The organism is Mycolicibacterium xanthum (assembly GCF_019710635.1).
In the GTDB taxonomy this organism is placed as follows: domain Bacteria; phylum Actinomycetota; class Actinomycetes; order Mycobacteriales; family Mycobacteriaceae; genus Mycobacterium; species Mycobacterium xanthum.
This window is the reverse complement of the sequence record NZ_JAIFZS010000006.1, coordinates 178,985-197,083: the sequence shown is the minus strand read 5'-3', so window position 1 is coordinate 197,083 and position 18,099 is coordinate 178,985. Positions and strand designations below refer to the sequence as shown.

The 18,099-nt window shown below is 69.2% G+C and carries 19 protein-coding genes and 3 pseudogenes; 11 read left to right on the top strand and 11 right to left on the bottom strand.

Features of this window, described 5'->3' with window-relative positions:
* Window positions 1-14 precede the first annotated feature (14 nt).
* On the top strand, window positions 15-791 hold the full coding sequence (locus JDV09_RS04110; RefSeq protein WP_308123995.1) for an SGNH/GDSL hydrolase family protein: 777 nt from the start codon (window positions 15-17) through the stop codon (window positions 789-791).
* Here the strand turns inward: JDV09_RS04110 and rlmB are convergent.
* The 4 genes and pseudogenes from rlmB to carD all read right to left on the bottom strand — a co-directional run bounded on the left by rlmB (window position 788) and on the right by carD (window position 5,096).
* Window positions 788-1,729, bottom strand: coding sequence for a 23S rRNA (guanosine(2251)-2'-O)-methyltransferase RlmB (gene rlmB / locus JDV09_RS04105; protein WP_221367825.1), 942 nt, complete (start codon window positions 1,727-1,729; stop codon window positions 788-790). The genes JDV09_RS04110 and rlmB overlap by 4 nt on opposite strands.
* Window positions 1,729-3,120, bottom strand: a complete 1,392-nt coding sequence (gene cysS / locus JDV09_RS04100) for a cysteine--tRNA ligase (protein ID WP_255604823.1) — start codon at window positions 3,118-3,120, stop codon at window positions 1,729-1,731. Before cysS ends, rlmB begins: the two co-directional genes overlap by 1 nt.
* Before the next feature lie 998 nt (window positions 3,121-4,118).
* Window positions 4,119-4,586, bottom strand: a pseudogene (gene ispF / locus JDV09_RS04095) (2-C-methyl-D-erythritol 2,4-cyclodiphosphate synthase); the annotation flags it as partial.
* 21 nt (window positions 4,587-4,607) lie between these two features.
* Window positions 4,608-5,096 carry an RNA polymerase-binding transcription factor CarD gene (gene carD / locus JDV09_RS04090; RefSeq protein WP_020100886.1) on the bottom strand — a complete coding sequence of 163 codons (489 nt, stop codon included), beginning with the start codon at window positions 5,094-5,096 and terminating at the stop codon, window positions 4,608-4,610.
* Window positions 5,097-5,346: 250 nt separating this feature from the next.
* On the opposite strand from carD, the gene JDV09_RS04085 reads away from it, so the two are divergent.
* The 3 genes from JDV09_RS04085 to disA all read left to right on the top strand — a co-directional run bounded on the left by JDV09_RS04085 (window position 5,347) and on the right by disA (window position 8,542).
* Complete coding sequence (locus tag JDV09_RS04085) at window positions 5,347-5,937, top strand: copper chaperone PCu(A)C domain-containing protein (protein ID WP_221367823.1); 591 nt, start codon at window positions 5,347-5,349, stop codon at window positions 5,935-5,937.
* A 64-nt stretch (window positions 5,938-6,001) separates the two neighbouring features.
* Window positions 6,002-7,387, top strand: a complete 1,386-nt coding sequence (radA, locus tag JDV09_RS04080; protein ID WP_221367822.1) for a DNA repair protein RadA — start codon at window positions 6,002-6,004, stop codon at window positions 7,385-7,387.
* Between the two features lie 24 nt (window positions 7,388-7,411).
* Complete coding sequence (gene disA, locus JDV09_RS04075; RefSeq protein ID WP_221367821.1) at window positions 7,412-8,542, top strand: DNA integrity scanning diadenylate cyclase DisA; 1,131 nt, start codon at window positions 7,412-7,414, stop codon at window positions 8,540-8,542.
* Window positions 8,543-8,553: 11 nt separating this feature from the next.
* Here disA and JDV09_RS04070 read toward each other — a convergent pair whose 3' ends face one another.
* Together JDV09_RS04070 and JDV09_RS04065 are read right to left on the bottom strand one after the other, a co-directional pair.
* Complete coding sequence (locus tag JDV09_RS04070) at window positions 8,554-9,333, bottom strand: hypothetical protein (protein WP_221367820.1); 780 nt, start codon at window positions 9,331-9,333, stop codon at window positions 8,554-8,556.
* A 58-nt stretch (window positions 9,334-9,391) separates the two neighbouring features.
* Window positions 9,392-10,012: a carbonic anhydrase gene (locus JDV09_RS04065; RefSeq protein ID WP_221367819.1), complete on the bottom strand. Its 621-nt coding sequence runs from the start codon at window positions 10,010-10,012 to the stop codon at window positions 9,392-9,394.
* A gap of 28 nt (window positions 10,013-10,040) precedes the next feature.
* On the opposite strand from JDV09_RS04065, the gene JDV09_RS04060 reads away from it, so the two are divergent.
* The gene (locus tag JDV09_RS04060; RefSeq protein ID WP_221367887.1) at window positions 10,041-10,997 is read left to right on the top strand and encodes an iron-sulfur binding domain-containing protein; all 957 of its coding nucleotides are present in this window, start codon (window positions 10,041-10,043) and stop codon (window positions 10,995-10,997) included.
* On the opposite strand, the gene JDV09_RS04055 is transcribed toward JDV09_RS04060, so the two are convergent.
* Window positions 10,916-11,926, bottom strand: a complete 1,011-nt coding sequence (locus tag JDV09_RS04055) for a GlxA family transcriptional regulator (protein ID WP_221367818.1) — start codon at window positions 11,924-11,926, stop codon at window positions 10,916-10,918. The two genes, JDV09_RS04060 and JDV09_RS04055, sit on opposite strands and share 82 nt — an antisense overlap.
* 72 nt (window positions 11,927-11,998) lie before the next feature.
* Here JDV09_RS04055 and JDV09_RS04050 point away from each other — a divergent pair, with 72 nt between their 5' ends.
* Entirely contained in the window at window positions 11,999-12,208 is a 210-nt protein-coding gene (locus JDV09_RS04050; protein WP_221367817.1) for a hypothetical protein, read from the top strand.
* Here the strand turns inward: JDV09_RS04050 and JDV09_RS04045 are convergent.
* On the bottom strand, window positions 12,182-12,952 hold the full coding sequence (locus JDV09_RS04045; RefSeq protein WP_221367816.1) for an alpha/beta fold hydrolase: 771 nt from the start codon (window positions 12,950-12,952) through the stop codon (window positions 12,182-12,184). The two genes, JDV09_RS04050 and JDV09_RS04045, sit on opposite strands and share 27 nt — an antisense overlap.
* A 39-nt stretch (window positions 12,953-12,991) precedes the next feature.
* Between JDV09_RS04045 and mhuD the strand changes: the two genes are divergently transcribed.
* From mhuD to JDV09_RS04030, 3 genes and pseudogenes are all read left to right on the top strand, one after another.
* Window positions 12,992-13,321, top strand: a complete 330-nt coding sequence (gene mhuD, locus JDV09_RS04040; protein ID WP_221367815.1) for a mycobilin-forming heme oxygenase MhuD — start codon at window positions 12,992-12,994, stop codon at window positions 13,319-13,321.
* The gene (locus JDV09_RS04035; RefSeq protein ID WP_221367886.1) at window positions 13,296-14,675 is read left to right on the top strand and encodes a serine hydrolase; all 1,380 of its coding nucleotides are present in this window, start codon (window positions 13,296-13,298) and stop codon (window positions 14,673-14,675) included. The genes mhuD and JDV09_RS04035 overlap by 26 nt, the downstream gene beginning before the upstream one ends.
* Window positions 14,672-14,965, top strand: a pseudogene (locus JDV09_RS04030) (macro domain-containing protein); the annotation flags it as partial. The gene JDV09_RS04035 and the pseudogene JDV09_RS04030, both read left to right, overlap by 4 nt.
* Before the next feature lie 206 nt (window positions 14,966-15,171).
* Here JDV09_RS04030 and JDV09_RS04025 read toward each other — a convergent pair.
* Genes JDV09_RS04025 through JDV09_RS04015 form a run of 3 tightly spaced genes read right to left on the bottom strand, consistent with a single transcriptional unit; the run spans window position 15,172 to window position 16,770 of the window.
* Window positions 15,172-15,720 (bottom strand): histidine phosphatase family protein, encoded by a 549-nt coding sequence (locus JDV09_RS04025; protein ID WP_221367813.1) that lies wholly within the window; start codon window positions 15,718-15,720, stop codon window positions 15,172-15,174.
* A 9-nt stretch (window positions 15,721-15,729) separates the two neighbouring features.
* Complete coding sequence (locus JDV09_RS04020) at window positions 15,730-16,530, bottom strand: CbtA family protein (protein ID WP_221367812.1); 801 nt, start codon at window positions 16,528-16,530, stop codon at window positions 15,730-15,732.
* A 24-nt stretch (window positions 16,531-16,554) separates the two neighbouring features.
* A complete protein-coding gene (locus JDV09_RS04015; protein ID WP_221367811.1) occupies window positions 16,555-16,770 on the bottom strand; it encodes a CbtB domain-containing protein in 216 nt (71 codons plus the stop codon).
* A 259-nt stretch (window positions 16,771-17,029) separates the two neighbouring features.
* Here JDV09_RS04015 and JDV09_RS04010 point away from each other — a divergent pair, with 259 nt between their 5' ends.
* Window positions 17,030-17,677 (top strand): TetR/AcrR family transcriptional regulator, encoded by a 648-nt coding sequence (locus JDV09_RS04010; protein WP_221367810.1) that lies wholly within the window; start codon window positions 17,030-17,032, stop codon window positions 17,675-17,677.
* A pseudogene (locus tag JDV09_RS27385) lies at window positions 17,674-18,081 on the top strand (hemerythrin domain-containing protein); the annotation flags it as partial. The gene JDV09_RS04010 and the pseudogene JDV09_RS27385, both read left to right, overlap by 4 nt.
* Between the last annotated feature and the right edge of the window lie 18 nt (window positions 18,082-18,099).

Here is an 18,099-nt window from a genome sequence, read left to right as displayed (position 1 = left end):
AAATGGTCAACGTGGTGCGCTACCGCAGATACGTCGCCCTCGGGGACTCCTTCACCGAGGGCATCGGCGACCCGCACCCCGGCAGCCGCAACGGCGTGCGGGGCTGGGCCGACCTGCTGGCTGCCCGCCTCGCACGGTCGGACCCCGAATTCCGTTACGCCAACCTCGCGGTCCGCGGCCGCACGATGGACGACATCATGACCGCGCAGGTCCAACTCACCCAGCTGCTTGAGCCGGACCTGGTGACGGTCTATGCCGGCATGAACGACCTGATGGCGTTGAGCATCGACATGGATTCGATCATGGCCCGCTACGCGGACGGCCTGAAGGCGCTGCAGCAGACCGGAGCGGTGGTGCTGGCCTTCACCGCGCCGGATCTGGGCGCCAAACCGATGTTCCGGGGACTGCGGGGGCGTGCGGCCATCTACAACGAGCTGTTGCGCAGCATCACCGACGGCCTCGGCATCGGGCTGGTCGACTTCTGGCGGTTCGACGAGTTCCGCGACCCCCGGCTGTGGGATCACGACCGCGTGCACCTGTCGGCGCTGGGGCACCTCCACATGGCCGGCCGCGTCTTCGGCTGCCTGCCCGACGCCGAACCCTCGGCCACGCCGTCGTCGACGTTCCTGCCCGCCGCGACCAGGCCGGCCACGAGATCCGAGAACCTCCGCTGGGCGGTGTCCTTCGCGGCGCCGTGGGCCATCCGCAGACTGCGCCGGATCACCCCGGGCCGCGGGATCGAGCCCAAGTCCACCGAGCTGGTCCCGCTCGGCGGCCGACCGGCGTTCTAGCCCCTGCGCTGCCGCGCGATCTCGGCCAGCACCACGCCCGCCGCCACCGAAGCGTTCAGCGACTCGGTGGGCCCCGCCATCGGGATGGAGACGATGGCATCGCAGTTCTCCCGCACCAGCCGGGACAGGCCCTTGCCCTCCGAGCCGACCACCACGACGACCGGGCCGTCCGCCTCGAACTCGTCGATGGTGATGTCGCCGTCGGCGTCGAGGCCGACGATCTGCAGACCGGCATCGGCCCACTGCTTGAGCGTGCGATTGAGGTTGGTCGCCCGTGCGACCGGGATCCGGGCCGCCGCACCGGCGCTGGTGCGCCAGGCGACCGCGGTCACCGAGGCCGACCTGCGCTGCGGGATCAGCACGCCGTGCCCGCCGAACGCCGCCACCGAGCGGACGATCGCGCCGAGGTTGCGGGGATCGGAGATGTTGTCCAGCGCCACCAGCAGCGCGGGCATCGCATCCCGGCGGGCCGAGGCGAGCACGTCGTCGGGATGGGCGTAGTCATAGGGCGGCATCTGCAGCGCGATGCCCTGGTGCATGCCGTTGGCGGCGATCCGGTCGAGATCGTGTCGCGGCACCTCGAGGATCGAGATACCCCGGTCGGCGGCCATCTGCACCGATTCGGTGAGGCGCTCGTCGTTGTCGGCGCCCAGCGCCACGTACAGGGCGGTTGCGGGCACGCCGGCCCGCAGGCATTCGACGACCGGGTTGCGACCGAGGACGATCTCGACGTCGTCGGTTTTCTTGTGCCTGCCCTGGGCCTGCCGTGCGGCCTTGGCGGCCCGCTTGGCCGCCGGGTGGTTCGCCCGCTGATGCGCCGGCGGCGTCGCACCCTTGCCCTCCAGCCCCCGGCGGCGCACACCACCGGAACCGACGGTCGGGCCCTTCTTGGTCCCCGCCTTGCGGACCGCGCCGCGGCGCTGGGAGTTACCCGCCATTACTTGTCCGCCCCCTCCAGCAGTGACCACTGGGGACCGTCGGCGGTGTCGGTCACCTCGATACCGGCCGCCTTGAGCCGGTCGCGGATGGCATCGGCCTCCGCCCAGTCGCGCTGCGCCCTGGCCTCCTCGCGACGTTTCACCTCAGCGTGCACCAACACGTCGACGGCCGCCAGCGCGGCCGACGTCTCGTCGCGGGACTCCCAGCGCTCGTCCAGCGGGTCGGCACCGAGGATCCCCATCATCGCGCGGATCGAGGTCGCGTACTTCAGCGCGCCGTCGTGATCACCGGCGTCCAGGGCGCGGTTGCCCTCCGCGCGGGCGGCGTGCACCTCGGCCAGCGCGGTCGGCACCGCCAGGTCGTCGTCGAGGGCGGCACCGAACTTCGGCGTCCACTCCCCCGGAACCACCGCACCGACGCGGGTGCGCACCCGGTGCAGGAAGTCCTCGATGCCGGTGTAGGCCCTCGCGGCGTCGGCCAGCGCCGCCTCGGAGAACTCCAGCATCGACCGGTAGTGCGCAGAGCCCAGGTAGTAGCGCAGCTCGGCGGGCCGAACCCGTTGCAGCACAGCGGGAATCGCGAGCACGTTGCCCAGCGACTTGCTCATCTTCTCGCCGCCCATGGTGACCCAGCCGTTGTGCAACCAGAACTGGGCGAACCCGTCGCCGGCCCCCTCGGCCTGCGCGATCTCGTTCTCGTGGTGCGGGAAGACCAGATCCATGCCCCCGGCGTGGATGTCGAACTCGGCGCCCAGATAGGCCTCGCACATCGCCACGCACTCGGTGTGCCAGCCGGGCCTGCCCCGGCCCCACGGCGTCGGCCAGGACGGCTCGCCGGGTTTGGCGCCCTTCCACAGCGTGAAGTCGCGCTGGTCCCGCTTGCCGGTGGCCACACCCTCACCCTGGTGCACGTCGTCGATCCGGTGACCGGAGAGCTTGCCGTAGTCCGGCAGCGTGGCGACGTCGAAGTAGACGTCCCCGCCCCCGGTATAGGCGTGCCCACGATCGATCAGCCGGTCGATCAACTCGACCATCTGGGTGATGTGCCCGGTGGCTCGCGGCTCCGCCGACGGCGGCAGCACCCCCAGCGCGTCGTAGGCGGCGCTGAAGGCGCGTTCGTAGGTGGCAGCCCACTCCCACCACGGACGGCCGGCGTCGGCGGCCTTGTTGAGGATCTTGTCGTCGATGTCGGTGACGTTGCGGATGAAAGCCACGTCGAAACCCTTGGCCATCAGCCAGCGGCGCAACACATCGAACGCGACGCCGCTGCGGACGTGGCCGATGTGCGGCAGGCCCTGCACGGTCGCCCCGCACAGATAGATCGAGACGTGGCCGGGCCGCAGCGGCGCGAAGTCGCGCACACCACCGGTCAAGGTGTCATAGAGCCGCATGACAGCTGCGGGGCGATCGGTCACGACGGGCCAGCTTACCGGCCGGATCAGGCCGAATCGTCATCGGCGAGCTCATCGGTGCCGGTTGACTCCTCGCGCAAGCGCTCGTCGGTGCCGGTTGACTCCTCGCGCAAGCGCTCGTCGGTGCCGGTTGACTCCTCGCGCAAGCGCTCGTCGGTGCCGGTTGACTCCTCGCGCAAGCGCTCGTCGGTGCCGGTTGACTCCTCGCGCAAGCGCTCGTCGGTGCCGGTTGACTCCTCGCGCAAGCGCTCGTCGGTGCCGGTTGACTCCTCGCGCAAGCGCTCGTCGGTGCCGGTTGACTCCTCGCGCAAGCGCTCGTCGGTGCCGGTTGACTCCTCGCGCAAGCGCTCGTCGGTGCCGGTTGACTCCTCGCGCAAGCGCTCGTCGGTGCCGGTTGACTCCTCGCGCAAGCGCTCGTCGGTGCCGGTTGACTCCTCGCGCAAGCGCTCGTCGGTGCCGGTTGACTCCTCGCGCAAGCGCTCGTCGGTGCCGGTTGACTCCTCGCGCAAGCGCTCGTCGGTGCCGGTTGACTCCTCGCGCAAGCGCTCGTCGGTGCCGGTTGACTCCTCGCGCAAGCGCTCGTCGGTGCCGGTTGACTCCTCGCGCAAGCGCTCGTCGGTGCCGGTTGACTCCTCGCGCAAGCGCTCGTCGGTGCCGGTTGACTCCTCGCGCAAGCGCTCGTCGGTGCCGGTTGACTCCTCGCGCAAGCGCTCGTCGGTGCCGGTTGACTCCTCGCGCAAGCGCTCGTCGGTGCCGGTTGACTCCTCGCGCAAGCGCTCGTCGGTGCCGGTTGACTCCTCGCGCAAGCGCTCGTCGGTGCCGGTTGACTCCTCGCGCAAGCGCTCGTCGGTGCCGGTTGACTCCTCGCGCAAGCGCTCGTCGGTGCCGGTTGACTCCTCGCGCAAGCGCTCGTCGGTGCCGGTTGACTCCTCGCGCAAGCGCTCGTCGGTGCCGGTTGACTCCTCGCGCAAGCGCTCGTCGGTGACGACCAGGGCCGTCGCGATCGCCGCCAGGCCCTCCCCACGCCCGGTCAGACCGAGACCGTCGGTGGTGGTGGCCGACACCGACACCGGCGCGCCCAGCAGCCCGGACAGCAGCTCCTGCGCCTCGGCGCGGCGGGGGCCGACCTTGGGGTGATTGCCGATCACCTGCACCGCGGCGTTGCCGACCCGCAGACCCGCGTCCGTCAGCAGCGCTCGCACATGCCGCAGCATGTCGGCGCCGCTGACCCCCCGCCACTGCGGCAGCCCGGTGCCGAACACCTCGCCGATGTCGCCGAGCCCCGCCGCCGACAGCAGCGCGTCGCACAGGGCGTGCGCTGCCACATCGCCGTCGGAGTGCCCAGCGCAGCCGTCGCTGCCGTCGAACCGCAGGCACAACAGCCAGCACGGCCTACCGGCTTCGATGGGGTGGACGTCGGTGCCGAGACCGACGCGTGGCGTCATCGTCGCTCCACCGGGAGCGCGTCAGGACGCGGCAGCCAGCACCTCGTCGAGGATGGTCGCGGCCTTGGCGTCGTCGGTGTTCTCCGCCAGTGCAAGCTCACCGACCAGGATCTGGCGGGCCTTGGCCAGCATCCGCTTCTCGCCCGCCGACAGACCGCGTTCCTGATCCCGGCGCCAAAGGTCACGCACGACCTCGGCCACCTTGTTGACGTCACCGGAGGCCAACTTCTCGAGATTGGCCTTGTACCGACGCGACCAGTTGGTCGGCTCCTCGGTGTGCGGGGCCCGCAGCACCTGAAAGACCTTGTCCAGGCCTTCCTGTCCGACCACATCGCGAACACCCACGTATTCGGCGTTCTCAGCGGGCACCCGAACGGTGAGATCTCCCTGCGCAACCTTCAGAACGAGATACTCTTTCTGCTCGCCCTTGATGGTCCGGGTTTCGATCGCCTCGATCAACGCGGCACCGTGGTGTGGATAGACAACGGTGTCTCCGACCTTGAAAATCATCAGATTCGAGCCCCTTTCACCCTTTGATGTTAACACGGGCCGTCACGGGGTGCGGATCAACGGTGCAGGTCAGGGGCACAGTCGGTGAACACTAGGGGTTGACACGCCGACGATTCCGTGCAAGGCACCGGATCCGCAAGCCCCTCCGCTACCGCATGTTTCGGCGACCTACTACTCTGCATAGTCGAATCACAGAGACGGCCGAGGCACGGACCGTCGCATCGCCTCGTCGGCCGAGCAGGAGGCCCCAGTGAACCCGTTGAAACGGCGCCCTTCAGTCACCGCGGCCGCGTTGGCCGTGGGCGGATTGGCCGTGTCGGCAGCGCTGAGCGCATGCAGCGCCGGCCAGGTCTCCCAGGTGGCGACCCAGGAGCCGGCCGTCAACGGCACCAGCGGCAAAGCCGACTCGGTGGATCTGCGCAACGTCCACCTGCGCGCCGACCAGACCTCCGACTACGTCCAGCCGGGCGGCGATGTGGAGCTGATCTTCGTCGCCGTGAACACCTCGCCCGACGTCAACGACAAGCTCGTGTCGATCACCTCGGACGTGGGCACGGTGACCCTCAGCGGCGGCAAGGAGCTGCCCGCGGGCGGCGTCCTGGTGGTCGGCACCCCGGACGGCCAGCCCACCCAGCTGGAGAGCGTCGAGACCGCCGACACCTCGGAGGCGACCGTCGACCTGTCCAAGCCCATCACCAACGGGCTGACCTACGACTTCACCTTCACCTTCGAGAAGGGCGGAGAGACCACCATCGCGGTGCCGATCTCGGCCGGCGAACAGCCGCGCCGGGATGCCCCGCTCGAGGCCGGCGACTCCGCGGGGCATTCGGGCGGGCACTGATCCCGCTCAGGCGTGACACGGGCGCCTCACGCCAAATGTCGGTCCCGGCGGTTACGGTCACGGCGTGACCCGGGCCGGTTCGAAGACACGTTCGCAGTATCGCTGTTCGGAATGCCATCACCTGACACCCAAGTGGGTGGGCCGCTGCCCTGAGTGCGGCACCTGGGGGACCGTCGACGAGGTCGCGTTGAGCGCGGTCGGCTCCGCCACCCGGCGCGCCGTCGCCCCCGCGTCGCCGGCCGTGCCGATCAGCTCGATCGACCCCGGCAGGACGCGCCACTTCCACACCGGTGTCAGCGAACTGGACCGGGTCCTCGGCGGTGGTCTGGTGCCCGGTTCGGTGACGCTGCTGGCCGGCGATCCCGGTGTCGGCAAGTCCACACTGCTGCTCGAGGTCGCCCACCGGTGGGCGCTGACCGGACGCCGCGCGCTGTACCTGTCCGGCGAAGAGTCGGCCGGCCAGATCCGGCTGCGCGCCGAGCGCACCGGCTGTTCCCACGACGAGGTGTTCCTGGCGGCCGAGTCCGACCTGCAGACCGCGCTCGGACACATCGATGCGGTGCGGCCCAGCCTGGTCGTCGTCGATTCTGTGCAGACGCTGTCGACCACCGAGGCCGACGGCGTCACCGGCGGCGTCACCCAGGTGCGCGCGGTCACGACGGCGCTGACCATGACCGCGAAGACCTCCGGGGTGGCCATGTTGCTGGTGGGCCACGTGACCAAGGACGGCGCCATCGCGGGCCCGCGATCGCTCGAACACCTCGTGGACGTCGTGCTGCATTTCGAGGGCGACCGGGCTTCGGCGCTCCGAATGGTCCGCGGCGTCAAGAACCGCTTCGGCGCCGCCGATGAAGTCGGCTGTTTCTTGTTGCACGACAGCGGAATCGAGTGTGTGGCCGATCCGTCCGGCCTGTTCCTCGACCAGCGCCCCAAGGCGGTGCCGGGGACCGCGGTGACGGTCACGCTGGACGGCAAGCGCCCGTTGATCGGCGAGGTGCAGGCGTTGATCGGCGCCCCGGCCAGCGGCAGCCCGCGCCGCGCGGTCAGCGGGATCGACTCCTCGCGTGCCGCGATGATCACCGCGGTGCTCGAGAAGCGGGCCAGGCTGCCGGTCGGCGCCAACGACATCTACCTGTCGACGGTCGGCGGGATGCGCCTGACCGACTCGTCGTCGGATCTCGCGGTGGCGCTGGCCGTCGCATCGTCGGCGCTGGACGTGCCGCTGCCGCCGACCACCGTGGCGATCGGCGAGGTCGGGCTGGCGGGCGATCTGCGGCGGGTGACCGGCATGGACCGCCGGCTGGCCGAGGCGGCCCGACTCGGTTTCACCTCTGCGGTGGTGCCGACGGGGATCACCGCCGCGCCCGCCGGCCTGCGGGTGCTACCGGCCGAGGACATCGTCGGGGCATTGCAGGTACTGACGCGGATCGGCCAAAATAGCCCGAATTAGAGACCGTCGAGCGGTGGAGACCAGATGGCCGTGAAGTCCGTGAATTCCGGGTCGGGGCGAACCGGCCGCACGGTCGTACCGCTGGCCCGGCCCACGCTGCGTGAGACGATCGCCCGGCTGGCACCCGGAACACCCCTGCGCGACGGCCTGGAGCGCATCCTGCGGGGCCGCACCGGCGCCCTGATCGTCATCGGCTACGACGACGGCGTCGAGGCCATCTGCGACGGCGGTTTCCAGCTCGACGTGCGCTACGCACCGACCCGGCTGCGCGAGCTGTCGAAGATGGACGGCGCGGTGGTGCTGTCCAGCGACGGCGGCCGGATCCTGCGGGCGAACGTGCAGCTGGTGCCGGACCCGTCCATTCCGACCGAGGAATCCGGCACCCGGCACCGCTCGGCCGAGCGCACCGCGATCCAGACCGGCTATCCGGTGATCTCGGTCAGCCATTCGATGAGCATCGTCACCGTCTACGTGGCCGGTGAGCGCCACGTGGTCCCGGACTCGGCGAAGATCCTGTCCCGCGCCAACCAGACCATCGCCACCCTGGAGCGCTACAAGAGCCGGCTCGACGAGGTCAGCAGGCAGCTGTCGATGGCCGAGATCGAGGACTTCGTGACGCTGCGCGACGTGATGACGGTGGCGCAGCGGCTGGAGATGGTCCGCCGGATCGGTCTGGAGATCGACGCCGACGTCGTCGAGCTGGGCACCGACGGCCGTCAGCTCAAGCTGCAGCTCGACGAGCTGGTCGGCGACAACGACACCGAACGCGAGCTGCTCGTGCGCGACTACCACGCCAACCCGGACCCGCCGACCCCGACCCAGGTGACCACGACGCTGGAGGAGCTCGACTCGCTCTCGGACAGCGAACTACTCGACTTCACCGCGCTGGCAAGGGTTTTCGGCTATCCGTCGACGTCAGACGCGCAGGACTCGGCGATGAGCTCACGCGGCTACCGGGCGATGTCGGGCATCCCGCGGCTGCAGTTCGCGCACGTCGACCTGCTGGTGCGCTCGTTCGGCTCGCTTCAGGGCCTGCTCGCGGCCACCGCCAGCGACCTGCAGTCCGTGGAAGGCATCGGCTCGATGTGGGCGCGCCACATCAGGGAAGGCCTGTCCGCGCTGGCCGAGTCCACCATCGCCGACCGGCTGGCCTGAGGCCGCCGGATCTAGCCGACCGGGCCGGGCACCGGCAGGTGCGGTGTGCCGTCGGCCGGGAGCTGTCCGTCACCGGGCGGCGCCGCGGACTGAGCCAGGATGAACGGCACGGTGGCCGACCGGAGATTCCCCAGCTGCACGACCAGGTTGTAGGTTCCCGGGCCGATCGGCTGCCGCGGCAGCGGGCAGTTCGGCGCCGACCCCATCCCCGTCCAGGTCACCTCGGTGGTCACCTGCTCGCCGGGCTGGAAGGTCTTGATCAACGTCTCGTTGGACGGCGCGCAGTCGAGGTTGGACCAGAGCCGCTGGTTGTCCAGCGAGTACACATAGGCGGCCAGCACCGCGGCGCCGACGTCGCGCTGACAGGCGACCAGGCCGATGTTGGTGACGACCATGGTGAACTTCGGCTGGTCACCGACGACGTACTGCGGTTGGTTGGTGATGCCCTTGACCGCCAGGGTGGAGTCCGGGCAGTCGTCACCCTCCTTGAGGATCGGCGGCGGCACCACCGCGGCGGTGGCGGTCGGGGTGGGCGCCGGGGCGTCCTGGGCCGGCGGCTGGATCGGCGTCTTGACCGCCGGATCGTCGCCGGGCAGCGGGGTGGGGGGTGCGGCTTCGGCCGTCGGGGATTCGTTGGCGGTGGGCTGCTCGGAGCTCGTGCTGTTGAGCACGACCACCGCGATGACGGCGGCGACGATGCCGACAACGAGCACCGCGATGCCGAGCGCCAGCGCCCTGCGTCGCCAGTAGATCTGGGTGGGCAGCGGGCCATGCGGTTCTAGATCCAGCACAAACTCACGGTAAAGCCAGGTCACGCCGTGTCGTTCGAGGCTGCCCGGCGTGTCGCGCTCAGGCCTCGCCGATATCGCCGAGATGTTCGCCGAGCTGCACTTTGCCGTTGGCCAGGTTGTAGGTCAGCCCGACGATGGCGAGCTTGCCGTTGTTGACCGCCTCGGAGATCGCCGTCGAGCGGCTCAGCAGCTGCCGGCCGGTCTCGGTGACGTGTCGGGCCTCGAACTCGTCGACCCGCGTGAGGCCCTCCTTACGCCCGATCAGGATGGACGGCGTCACCCGTTCCACCACGTCACGGACGTAGCCGCCGGGCACCGCGCCGTCGTCGAGCGCACCGAGGGTCGCGCCCACCGCGCCGCAGCTGTCGTGCCCGAGCACCACGATCAGCGGCACCTTCAGCACCGTCACCGCGTACTCGATCGACCCCAGCACCGCGCCGTCGATGACATGCCCGGCGGTGCGCACCACGAACATGTCGCCGAGGCCCTGGTCGAAGATGATCTCGGCGGCGACCCGGCTGTCGGCACACCCGAAGACCACGGCGGTCGGCTTCTGCGCGGCGGCCAGGCTGGCCCGGTGCTCGATGCTCTGGCTGGGATGCAGCGGCTTGCCCGCGACAAAGCGCTCGTTACCCTCCTTGAGTGCTTTCCACGCGGTCAACGGATTCGTGTTCGGCATGCCCGTCATTCTGCCCGAGTGCGTCGCGATGATCGATACGGAGGAACTTCTCGACTGGTACACCCGCGCCCAGCGTGATCTGCCGTGGCGTCGGCCCGGGGTGCCTGCGTGGCAGATCCTGGTCAGCGAGTTCATGTTGCAGCAGACGCCGGTGGCGCGGGTGCAGCCGATCTGGCTGGACTGGGTCACCCGCTGGCCCACCCCGTCGGCGACGGCGGCGGCCGGCCCGGCCGACGTGGTGCGGGCGTGGGGAAAGCTCGGCTATCCGCGGCGCGCCAAGCGGCTGCACGAATGCGCGACGGTGATCGCCACCGAACACGCCGACGTGGTCCCGTCCGACGTCGAGACCCTGCTGACGTTGCCCGGGGTCGGCACCTACACCGCCCGCGCGGTGGCCTGCTTCGCCTACCGGCAGCGGGTTCCGGTGGTCGACACCAACGTGCGCCGGGTGGTGGCCCGGGTGGTGCACGGGCGCGACGACGCCGGATCGGCGTCGTCGCGCGATCTCGACGACGTCGCCGCGCTGCTGCCGGACGACGGCAGCGCACCACGGTTCTCGGTCGCGCTGATGGAGCTCGGCGCGACGGTGTGCACGGCAAGGGCCCCGCGCTGCGGTGTCTGTCCACTGCGCCACTGTTCGTGGCGCACGCTGGGCTTCCCGGCGGGCGCCGGTCCACGGCGGCGCACCCAGCGCTACGCGGGCACCGACCGGCAGGTGCGGGGCAGGCTGCTCGACGTCCTGCGCGGCAGCGCGGCGCCCGTCACCCGGACCGAACTGGACGTGGCCTGGACCGCCGACACCGCGCAGCGGGACCGCGCGCTGGACTCGCTGCTCGTCGACGGGCTGGTGGAGCAGACCGCCGACGGCCGCTTCGCGCTCTGCGGCGAGGGCGACGCCGGGGGTTACGCCGAGACGACCGTGTCCTCGGCGGACTCGGCGGACTCGGCGTCCTCGGCACCGGCGCACGCGAAGCGCCGCCGGTAGTCCGAGGGCGTCACACCGATCACCCGCCTGAAGTGGTGACGCAGCAGCGTGGCGTTGCCGAATCCGGACCGATCGGCGATCCGGTCGATGTCCAGCGTGGTCTCCTCCAGCAGTCGGCGCGCGAACAGCACCCGTTGGTCGGTGACCCACTGCATCGGCGTGCGGCCGGTCTCCTCGACGAACCGCCGCGCGAAGGTTCGGCCGGACATGTGGGCGCGCCGGGCCAGCGTGGTCACGGTGTGCGGTTTGTCCAGGTTGGCCAGGATCCAATCCAGATGCGGGGCGAACCGCTCCGAACAGCGCAGCGGGATCGGCTGGTCGATGTACTGTCGCTGGCCGCCGTCCCGCTGGGGTGGGACCACCATCCGGCGCGCGATCGTGTTGGTGACCTCACTGCCCAGTTCACGGCGTACCAGGTGCAGGCAGGCGTCGATGCCCGCCGCGGTGCCCGCGCTGGTGATCAGGTTCCCGTCGTCGACGAACAGCACGTTGCGGTCGACGTTGGCCGTCGGATACATGTCGGCCAGCTGGTCGGCGTGCATCCAATGGGTGGTGCACGGCCGGCCGTCGAGCAGCCCGGCCGCGCCCGCCACGAAGGCGCCCGAACACACGGTCAGGATCGTCGCTCCGGACGCCGCGGCGCGGCGCAGCGCGTCGAGGGCCTCCGGTAGATACTCCGACGAGCCCATCGCGATGGCCGGGATCGCGACCAGGTCGGCGCCCACCAGATCGTCGAGCCCGTGATCGGGGGTGATCATCGCGCCGACCGAGGTCCGCAGCGGCTTGCCCGGCTCCGGGCCACACACCTTGAAATCGAAGTTGGGGACCCCGTCCGCGGACCGGTCGATCCCGAAGACCTCGCAGATGACGCCGAACTCGAAGACGGCGAGCCCGTCGAGCACCAGGGCCGACACACTCTTTATCGCCATGGCAGTATCTTAACGACAGGTGTCCCCTCTGCCACTGTTGGCATGATCTTTCCTGGATGCACGATTACTGCCATGGATATCGCACTGACCTTCCTGATCCTCGCCACCGCATTCGCCGTGGCCGCCCTGCTCAGCTGGGCGACCGGGCGCAACGGCTCGCAGCCAGCGGACCCGTCGGACCGTGACGACCTTCGGGTCGCGCACGACCTCGACGCAGTCCGGACCCGCTTCGAGCAGCAGCCCACCTGGCCGCAATCACGCGCCGGCGGGGAACGCCGATAGAAACGCCTCGACGGCATCCCGATATTTCCGAGGTGCGTCATCGTGGATGAGATGACCGGCGCCGGGGACCTGCCGATACGTCGCCCGGCGCCCGGTCCGCGCCATCGCCGCCATCTGTCCGGGCGGGGTGACGGAGTCACCCGCCTCCAGCAACAGCACCGGCGCCGACACCGCGCGCCATTGGGTCCAGTAGTCGCGGGTGCCCCACTCGGCGGCGATCTCGACCCAGCGCCTCGGCTCCCCGTGCAGGCGCCACCCCGTCGGGGTCCGGTCGAACGCGTCCAGGAAATACTGACCGGCCACCGGCCCGAACTCGTCGAAAACCTGTGTGGCGCTGGTGAACTCGTCGGGCAGCGCGTGCAACCACGGCTCCCACGGCCCGGTCGTGCGACCGCGGAAATCCGGGGCCATGTCCTCGACCACCACGCCCGCCACCAGGTCCGGCCGGGCCGCCGCCAGACACCAGGAATGCAGCCCTCCCATTGAGTGGCCGACCAGGACCACCGGCCCGCCGAGCGACTCCACGGCGTCGGCGAGGTCAGCGACGAACCGCTCGGTGCCGACAGGGTGCGGGTCGAGGACCTCACGGCCGCGATGCCACGGCGCGTCGTAGGTATAGACCTCGCCGTGGCGTGCCAGCCACGGCCATTGGCGCGACCAGGTGCTGCCCCGCCCCATCAGCCCGTGCACCAGAACCAGGGGCCGGCCGGTGCCACCCCGGCGGACCAGCAGATCGCCATCCATCGATTCATCATGCCGATCCCGCGCGGTAGCCTGAACACCATGTCCAGCCAAACCCCTGTGGTGAAGATCAACGCGATCGAGATCCCGCCCAACGCCGGGCCCGAACTGGAGAAGCGGTTCGCGCACCGTGCCCACGCGGTGGACAACCAGCCGGGCTTTCTCGGGTTCCAGCTGCTGCGGCCCGTCAAGGGCGAGGACCGCTATTTCGTGGTCACCCAGTGGGAGTCCGAAGAGGCGTTCCAGGCCTGGGCGAACGGGCCGGCCATCGCGGCACACGCCGGCGAACGGGCCAACCCGGTAGCCAAGGGCGCGTCTTTGCTGGAGTTCGAGGTTGTGCTTGACGTTGCCGGGACAGACGCCACTGCGTGACGCGGTCAGGGACCGACGCCGGGCCGGCACGCTGACCCTCGCGTTGGTCCTGGTCCTCGCGCTGGCCTGCGGCTGCGCCACCTCCCGGCCGGCGCCGCTGGATGCCAGCTACGGAGTGCCCATCCAGATCAACACCCCCCAGGGTCTGCGGGCCAAGCAGACGATGGACATGCTCAACAGCGACTGGCCGATCGGTCCGATCGGGGTCCGCACGCTCGCAGCGCCGCAGATCGTCGAGCACGTCGGCGTGACGCTGGACCGAATCTGGTGGGACCGGCCGTTCACCGTGACCGACGTCGAGATCGGTGCCGGCAGCGCCGTGCTGCACGTGCTCACGTCCTACCGGGTCGCCCAGACCATCGAGTTGCGCACCGATGACGCGGGGATGGTCGACCGGTTCCAGGTCACCCTCGACCCCCCCGTCATCGACGACTGGGCCGACATCGACGCCGAGCTGACCAAGTCCGGCGCCCGCTACTCGTACCAGGTCGCGAAGGTCGACGACGGCCGGTGCACCAAGGTCGCCGGTACCAACACCGACATGTCCCTGCCGCTGGCGTCGATCTTCAAGCTCTACGTGCTGCTCGCCGTGGCCGACGCGGTGAAGGCGGACACGCTGCACTGGGACGACACGCTGACGATCACCAAGGAGGCGAAGGCGGTCGGGTCGTCGGGCTTCGACAAGATGCCGCCCGGCACCGAGGTGAGCGTCCGCGACGCCGCCCAGCAGATGATCTCGGCGAGCGACAACATGGCCACCGACCTGCTGATCGGACGGCTGGGTCCGGGTGCCATCGAGCAGGCCCTGGTGGCAGCGGGGCATCACGACCCGGCCAGCATGACGCCGTTCCCCACCATGCACGAGCTGTTCTCGGTCGGCTGGGGCGAACCCGACCTGCGCGAACAGTGGAAACACGCCTCTCGGCAGGGTCGCGCGCAGCTGCTCCAGCAGACCAATTCCCGCCCCTACGAACCCGATCCGGAACGCACGCACACGCCGGCCTCGGCCATCGGGGCGGAGTGGTACGCCAGCGCCGCCGACATCTGCCGACTGCATGCCGCGCTACAGGCCGCCGCGGTCGGCGAAGCCACGCCGGTCCGCGACATCCTGTCGGCCGTCCCCGGCATCGAACTCGACCACACGCAGTGGCCCTACATCGGCGCCAAGGCCGGCAACCTGCCCGGCGACCTGACCTTCAGCTGGTATGCCGTCGACCGCACCGGGCAGGCGTATGTGGTCAGCCTGCAGACGAACTGGCCCGAGTACCGCAGCCAGACCGCGGCGGCCTGGCTGCTGTCGATCGCCGAGCAGATGTTCGCGCTGATCGAACGGGACCAGGGGACACCCCCATGAGGCTTCGTGTCGTTCAGGGTGACATCACCACGCTCGAGGTAGACGCGGTGGTCAATGCGGCCAACACCTCGCTGCTCGACGGTGGTGGCGTGGACGGAGCAATTCATCGCAAGGCCGGCAAGACGTCACATGATGCATGTGTTGCCGTTCGTAACCGCCAAGGTGGTTGCGCGACAGGTCAAGCCGTAATCACCACGGCGGGCGATCTACCGGCCGGCTACGTGATCCACATGGTGGGGCCGGTGTGACAGGACGGCGATCACGGCGAGGCCGACCTGTTGCGGGACTGCTACCGAAACAGCCTGCAACTGGCGTTCGACCACGACGTCCGCACGATCGCCTTCCCAAAACATCAGCACCGGGATCTACCGCTTCCCGAAGGAATCCGCCGCACAGATCGCGTGGAAGACCACCGCCGACTTCCCCGGCCTGGCATCGTTTTCCGAAGTCACCTTCGTCTGCTTCGACGACGAGAACTACCACCTGTACCGAGAACTCATTGCGTAAAGCGCAGCGTCCACGCGGCGCCGCGGAAATGCATGACCGTCCGGCTTACCGGGGCTACGTCGATGCGCCAGAACGAGTTCGGCGGCGCGTCGAGTGCGACGAGCACCGCTGCGCGGACGACGGCAGGGTGGCTGACCGCCACGATGCGGGTGTGCTCGGCGGTCAACGAAGTCATCCAATGGCGCACGCGAGCGACCAGTTCGACGATCGATTCGCCGCCGTGCGGCGCGCTGGTCGGATCGGTCAGCCAGGTCGTAACGTCGGCGGGCGACACGTCGTCGAGAATTTCACCGCGCCAGCGGCCGCAGTCCAGATCCGCCAGCGCGGGCTCGACCTCGGGGTGCAACCCCAGGCACTGAGCCGTCTGCCGCACCCGGATCTCCGGCCCGCACAGGGCACGATGCACGGGCCCGGCGGCCACATCGTCGACCTGGCGGCGGCCGGTGTCGTTGAGTGGTTCGTCGGCGGGAAAGCGCCCGACCGCCATCGCGTCGGTCATGGCATGTGCCACCAGGGTCAGGCGGAGCACCTCACTCAACGTGCATGCTCACGCCTGCGGAGACTTCAGCCGCTCACCGAGCAACCGTGACATCATCACCGCGAACGACAGACCGATGGTGGCGTAGACGACGAACTGCGTTCCGAGCGAGTACAGCCGGAACTCGTAGAGCGCATCGGCCGGAAAGCCCGGGTAGATGATGGCGCCGGAATCGTCGACCAGCGGCCCCGGGGTCTCGTCGATTCCCGGCAACACCAGCATCACCAGTGCCACCGCGACGACGTAACCCGCTGCCGCGATCACCGCTGCGATGAAAGGACCCAGCCGCGCGACCAGCCGACGGCCCAGGTAGATCGCCGCGACCAACAGCGCGGCCGAGACCACCACCATCAACAGATACAGCAGGGTGCGCTGCCGGAGCGTCTCGTCCAGACTCAGCGCAGGCGGACTGGCCGGGTATTTCAGCGCCGGAACCACGTACAGGCTCAGTAGCATGCCGCCCGCCACGTAGAGCGAAAGCAGGCGGGCCGAGATGTTGCCGACACGTCCGTAGGCCACCGCGAACACGACGGCGAACAGCGCGCCGATCGCGACGCTGAACGCCAGCACGCCCAGACCCATCCCGATGTTCATCTGAACGGCGCGGGTGAATCCGGCACCGTCGCCGCCGTGACTGTGCCCGGCATGACCGGCCGCGGTCTCGACGGCATCCCTCGCCGCCGCAACCCCGTCCTCGTAGTCGATTGCCAGCGCGATCCGCGGCTCGACGAAGATCCTGGCGAACAAGAACGCCAACACACCCGCCAGGGCGCCGGCCAGCAGACCGCGCCAGATGATCTGCCTCTCCATGTCCGGTTGTCCAACCCGCCGGCGCTAGTGGCAGGGGAATCCCAGCAGGTGGCGCGCATCGTGTACGAACTCGTGGACGACGGTGTTGCTGCCGAACACCGACGTGGCGCCCTGGTCGAGGCCGACGAAGTAGAGCACCAGCAGGGCAATGACAGCGGTGAGCGAGAGCCACAACGCGGCCTTGGCGCCGGAGAAGTCGAGGGCAGCCGATCGGGTTCTGCCCACCTCAGGAGTGGTCATCGTGATCCTTTCCGGGATGTCGCGTCCCAGTGAGAGGTGTGATGGCCAGCGGGTCTGACTGTCTACAGTGGCGCGACCGCTCCGGACTCTCACCGGTATTCCGTTGACCATCGGGTACCCCTGCAGCGTAGAGCAAACAGGCGGCCAACCACCGAGGATGGTCCGACTTGACTCAAGGTCTTCACCGAGCCATGGGGTTGCGAAGTAATTGAATAGCACACTATTGTATTGAATACAGCGACGGCCCAAGCTCATCAACATGACGGCAACCGACAAGGCGCCCCCTCGGCGGAAGTACAACTCGACGCGTCGGCGACAGAACGCCGAGCAGACCCGGCGGGAAATCCTCGGCACCGCGCGCGCGAATTTTGTCCAACACGGGTGGCACGGCGCTGGGATGCGCGAGATCGCCCGCGATGCCGGTGTGTCGGTGGAGACCGTGTACTCGAACTTCCCGTCGAAGGCAGCCCTGTTCAAGGAGGTGCTGAACATCCTGGTAGTGGGCGAAGATGAACCGTTTGCGCTTTCGGAGCGTCCGGAATTCCGCGCCGTGACGACTGTCGGTTCGCCGACGGAGCGGATCGAGGCACTTGCGCGCATCCAGGCGGAAGTGCACGGGCGGGTCGCGCGGCTGCGGATGGTGCTGCGCGAAGCCGCCCGGACCGATGACAACCTCGCCGACGTCGAACGTCTGGTCCTCGCCGAGGAACGCGAACAGGCCCGGCTCACCTTGCAGACAGTCCATCCGGACCCGTCGGACCAAGATATCGAAGGCATGCAGGCGCTCTACTCGAGCGACCTCTACATCCTGCTGACCGAGATCCGCGGCTGGACCCCAGAGCAGTACATCCAGTGGATAACCGAACTCAGTTTGGCTGTGTTCGCCGCGAAAGGTGTTGTCCAATGAAAGATTCCACACCTGCAAATACCAGGATCATGACGATCGTGCACAACGCGTTGCGTCGTGACCTCCTGCGAGTTCACACGGCGCTGAGCAGCTGGCCCTACCCGGACCCGGTGCAGCGGGCCGCCATCGCCGACCACCTGACGTGGATGATCCGATCCCTGCACAAGCACCACTACGCAGCGGACCACGGACTGTATCCGATTGTGCGTCAACGGGTTCTGAAGGCAACAACCGTACTAGACGAGATGGACCGCGACCACCACGCACTCACCGAGGCGATGGGCGATGTCGCGGGATTCGCACGCGATTACGCGGCCAGCGATGCCGGCCGGCAAGCGTTGCTCCGGGCTGTCGACAAGCTGGCGGCAGTGATGCTGCCTCACTTGCGCCGCGAAGAGGACGAGGCCATGCCGATCGTCGCA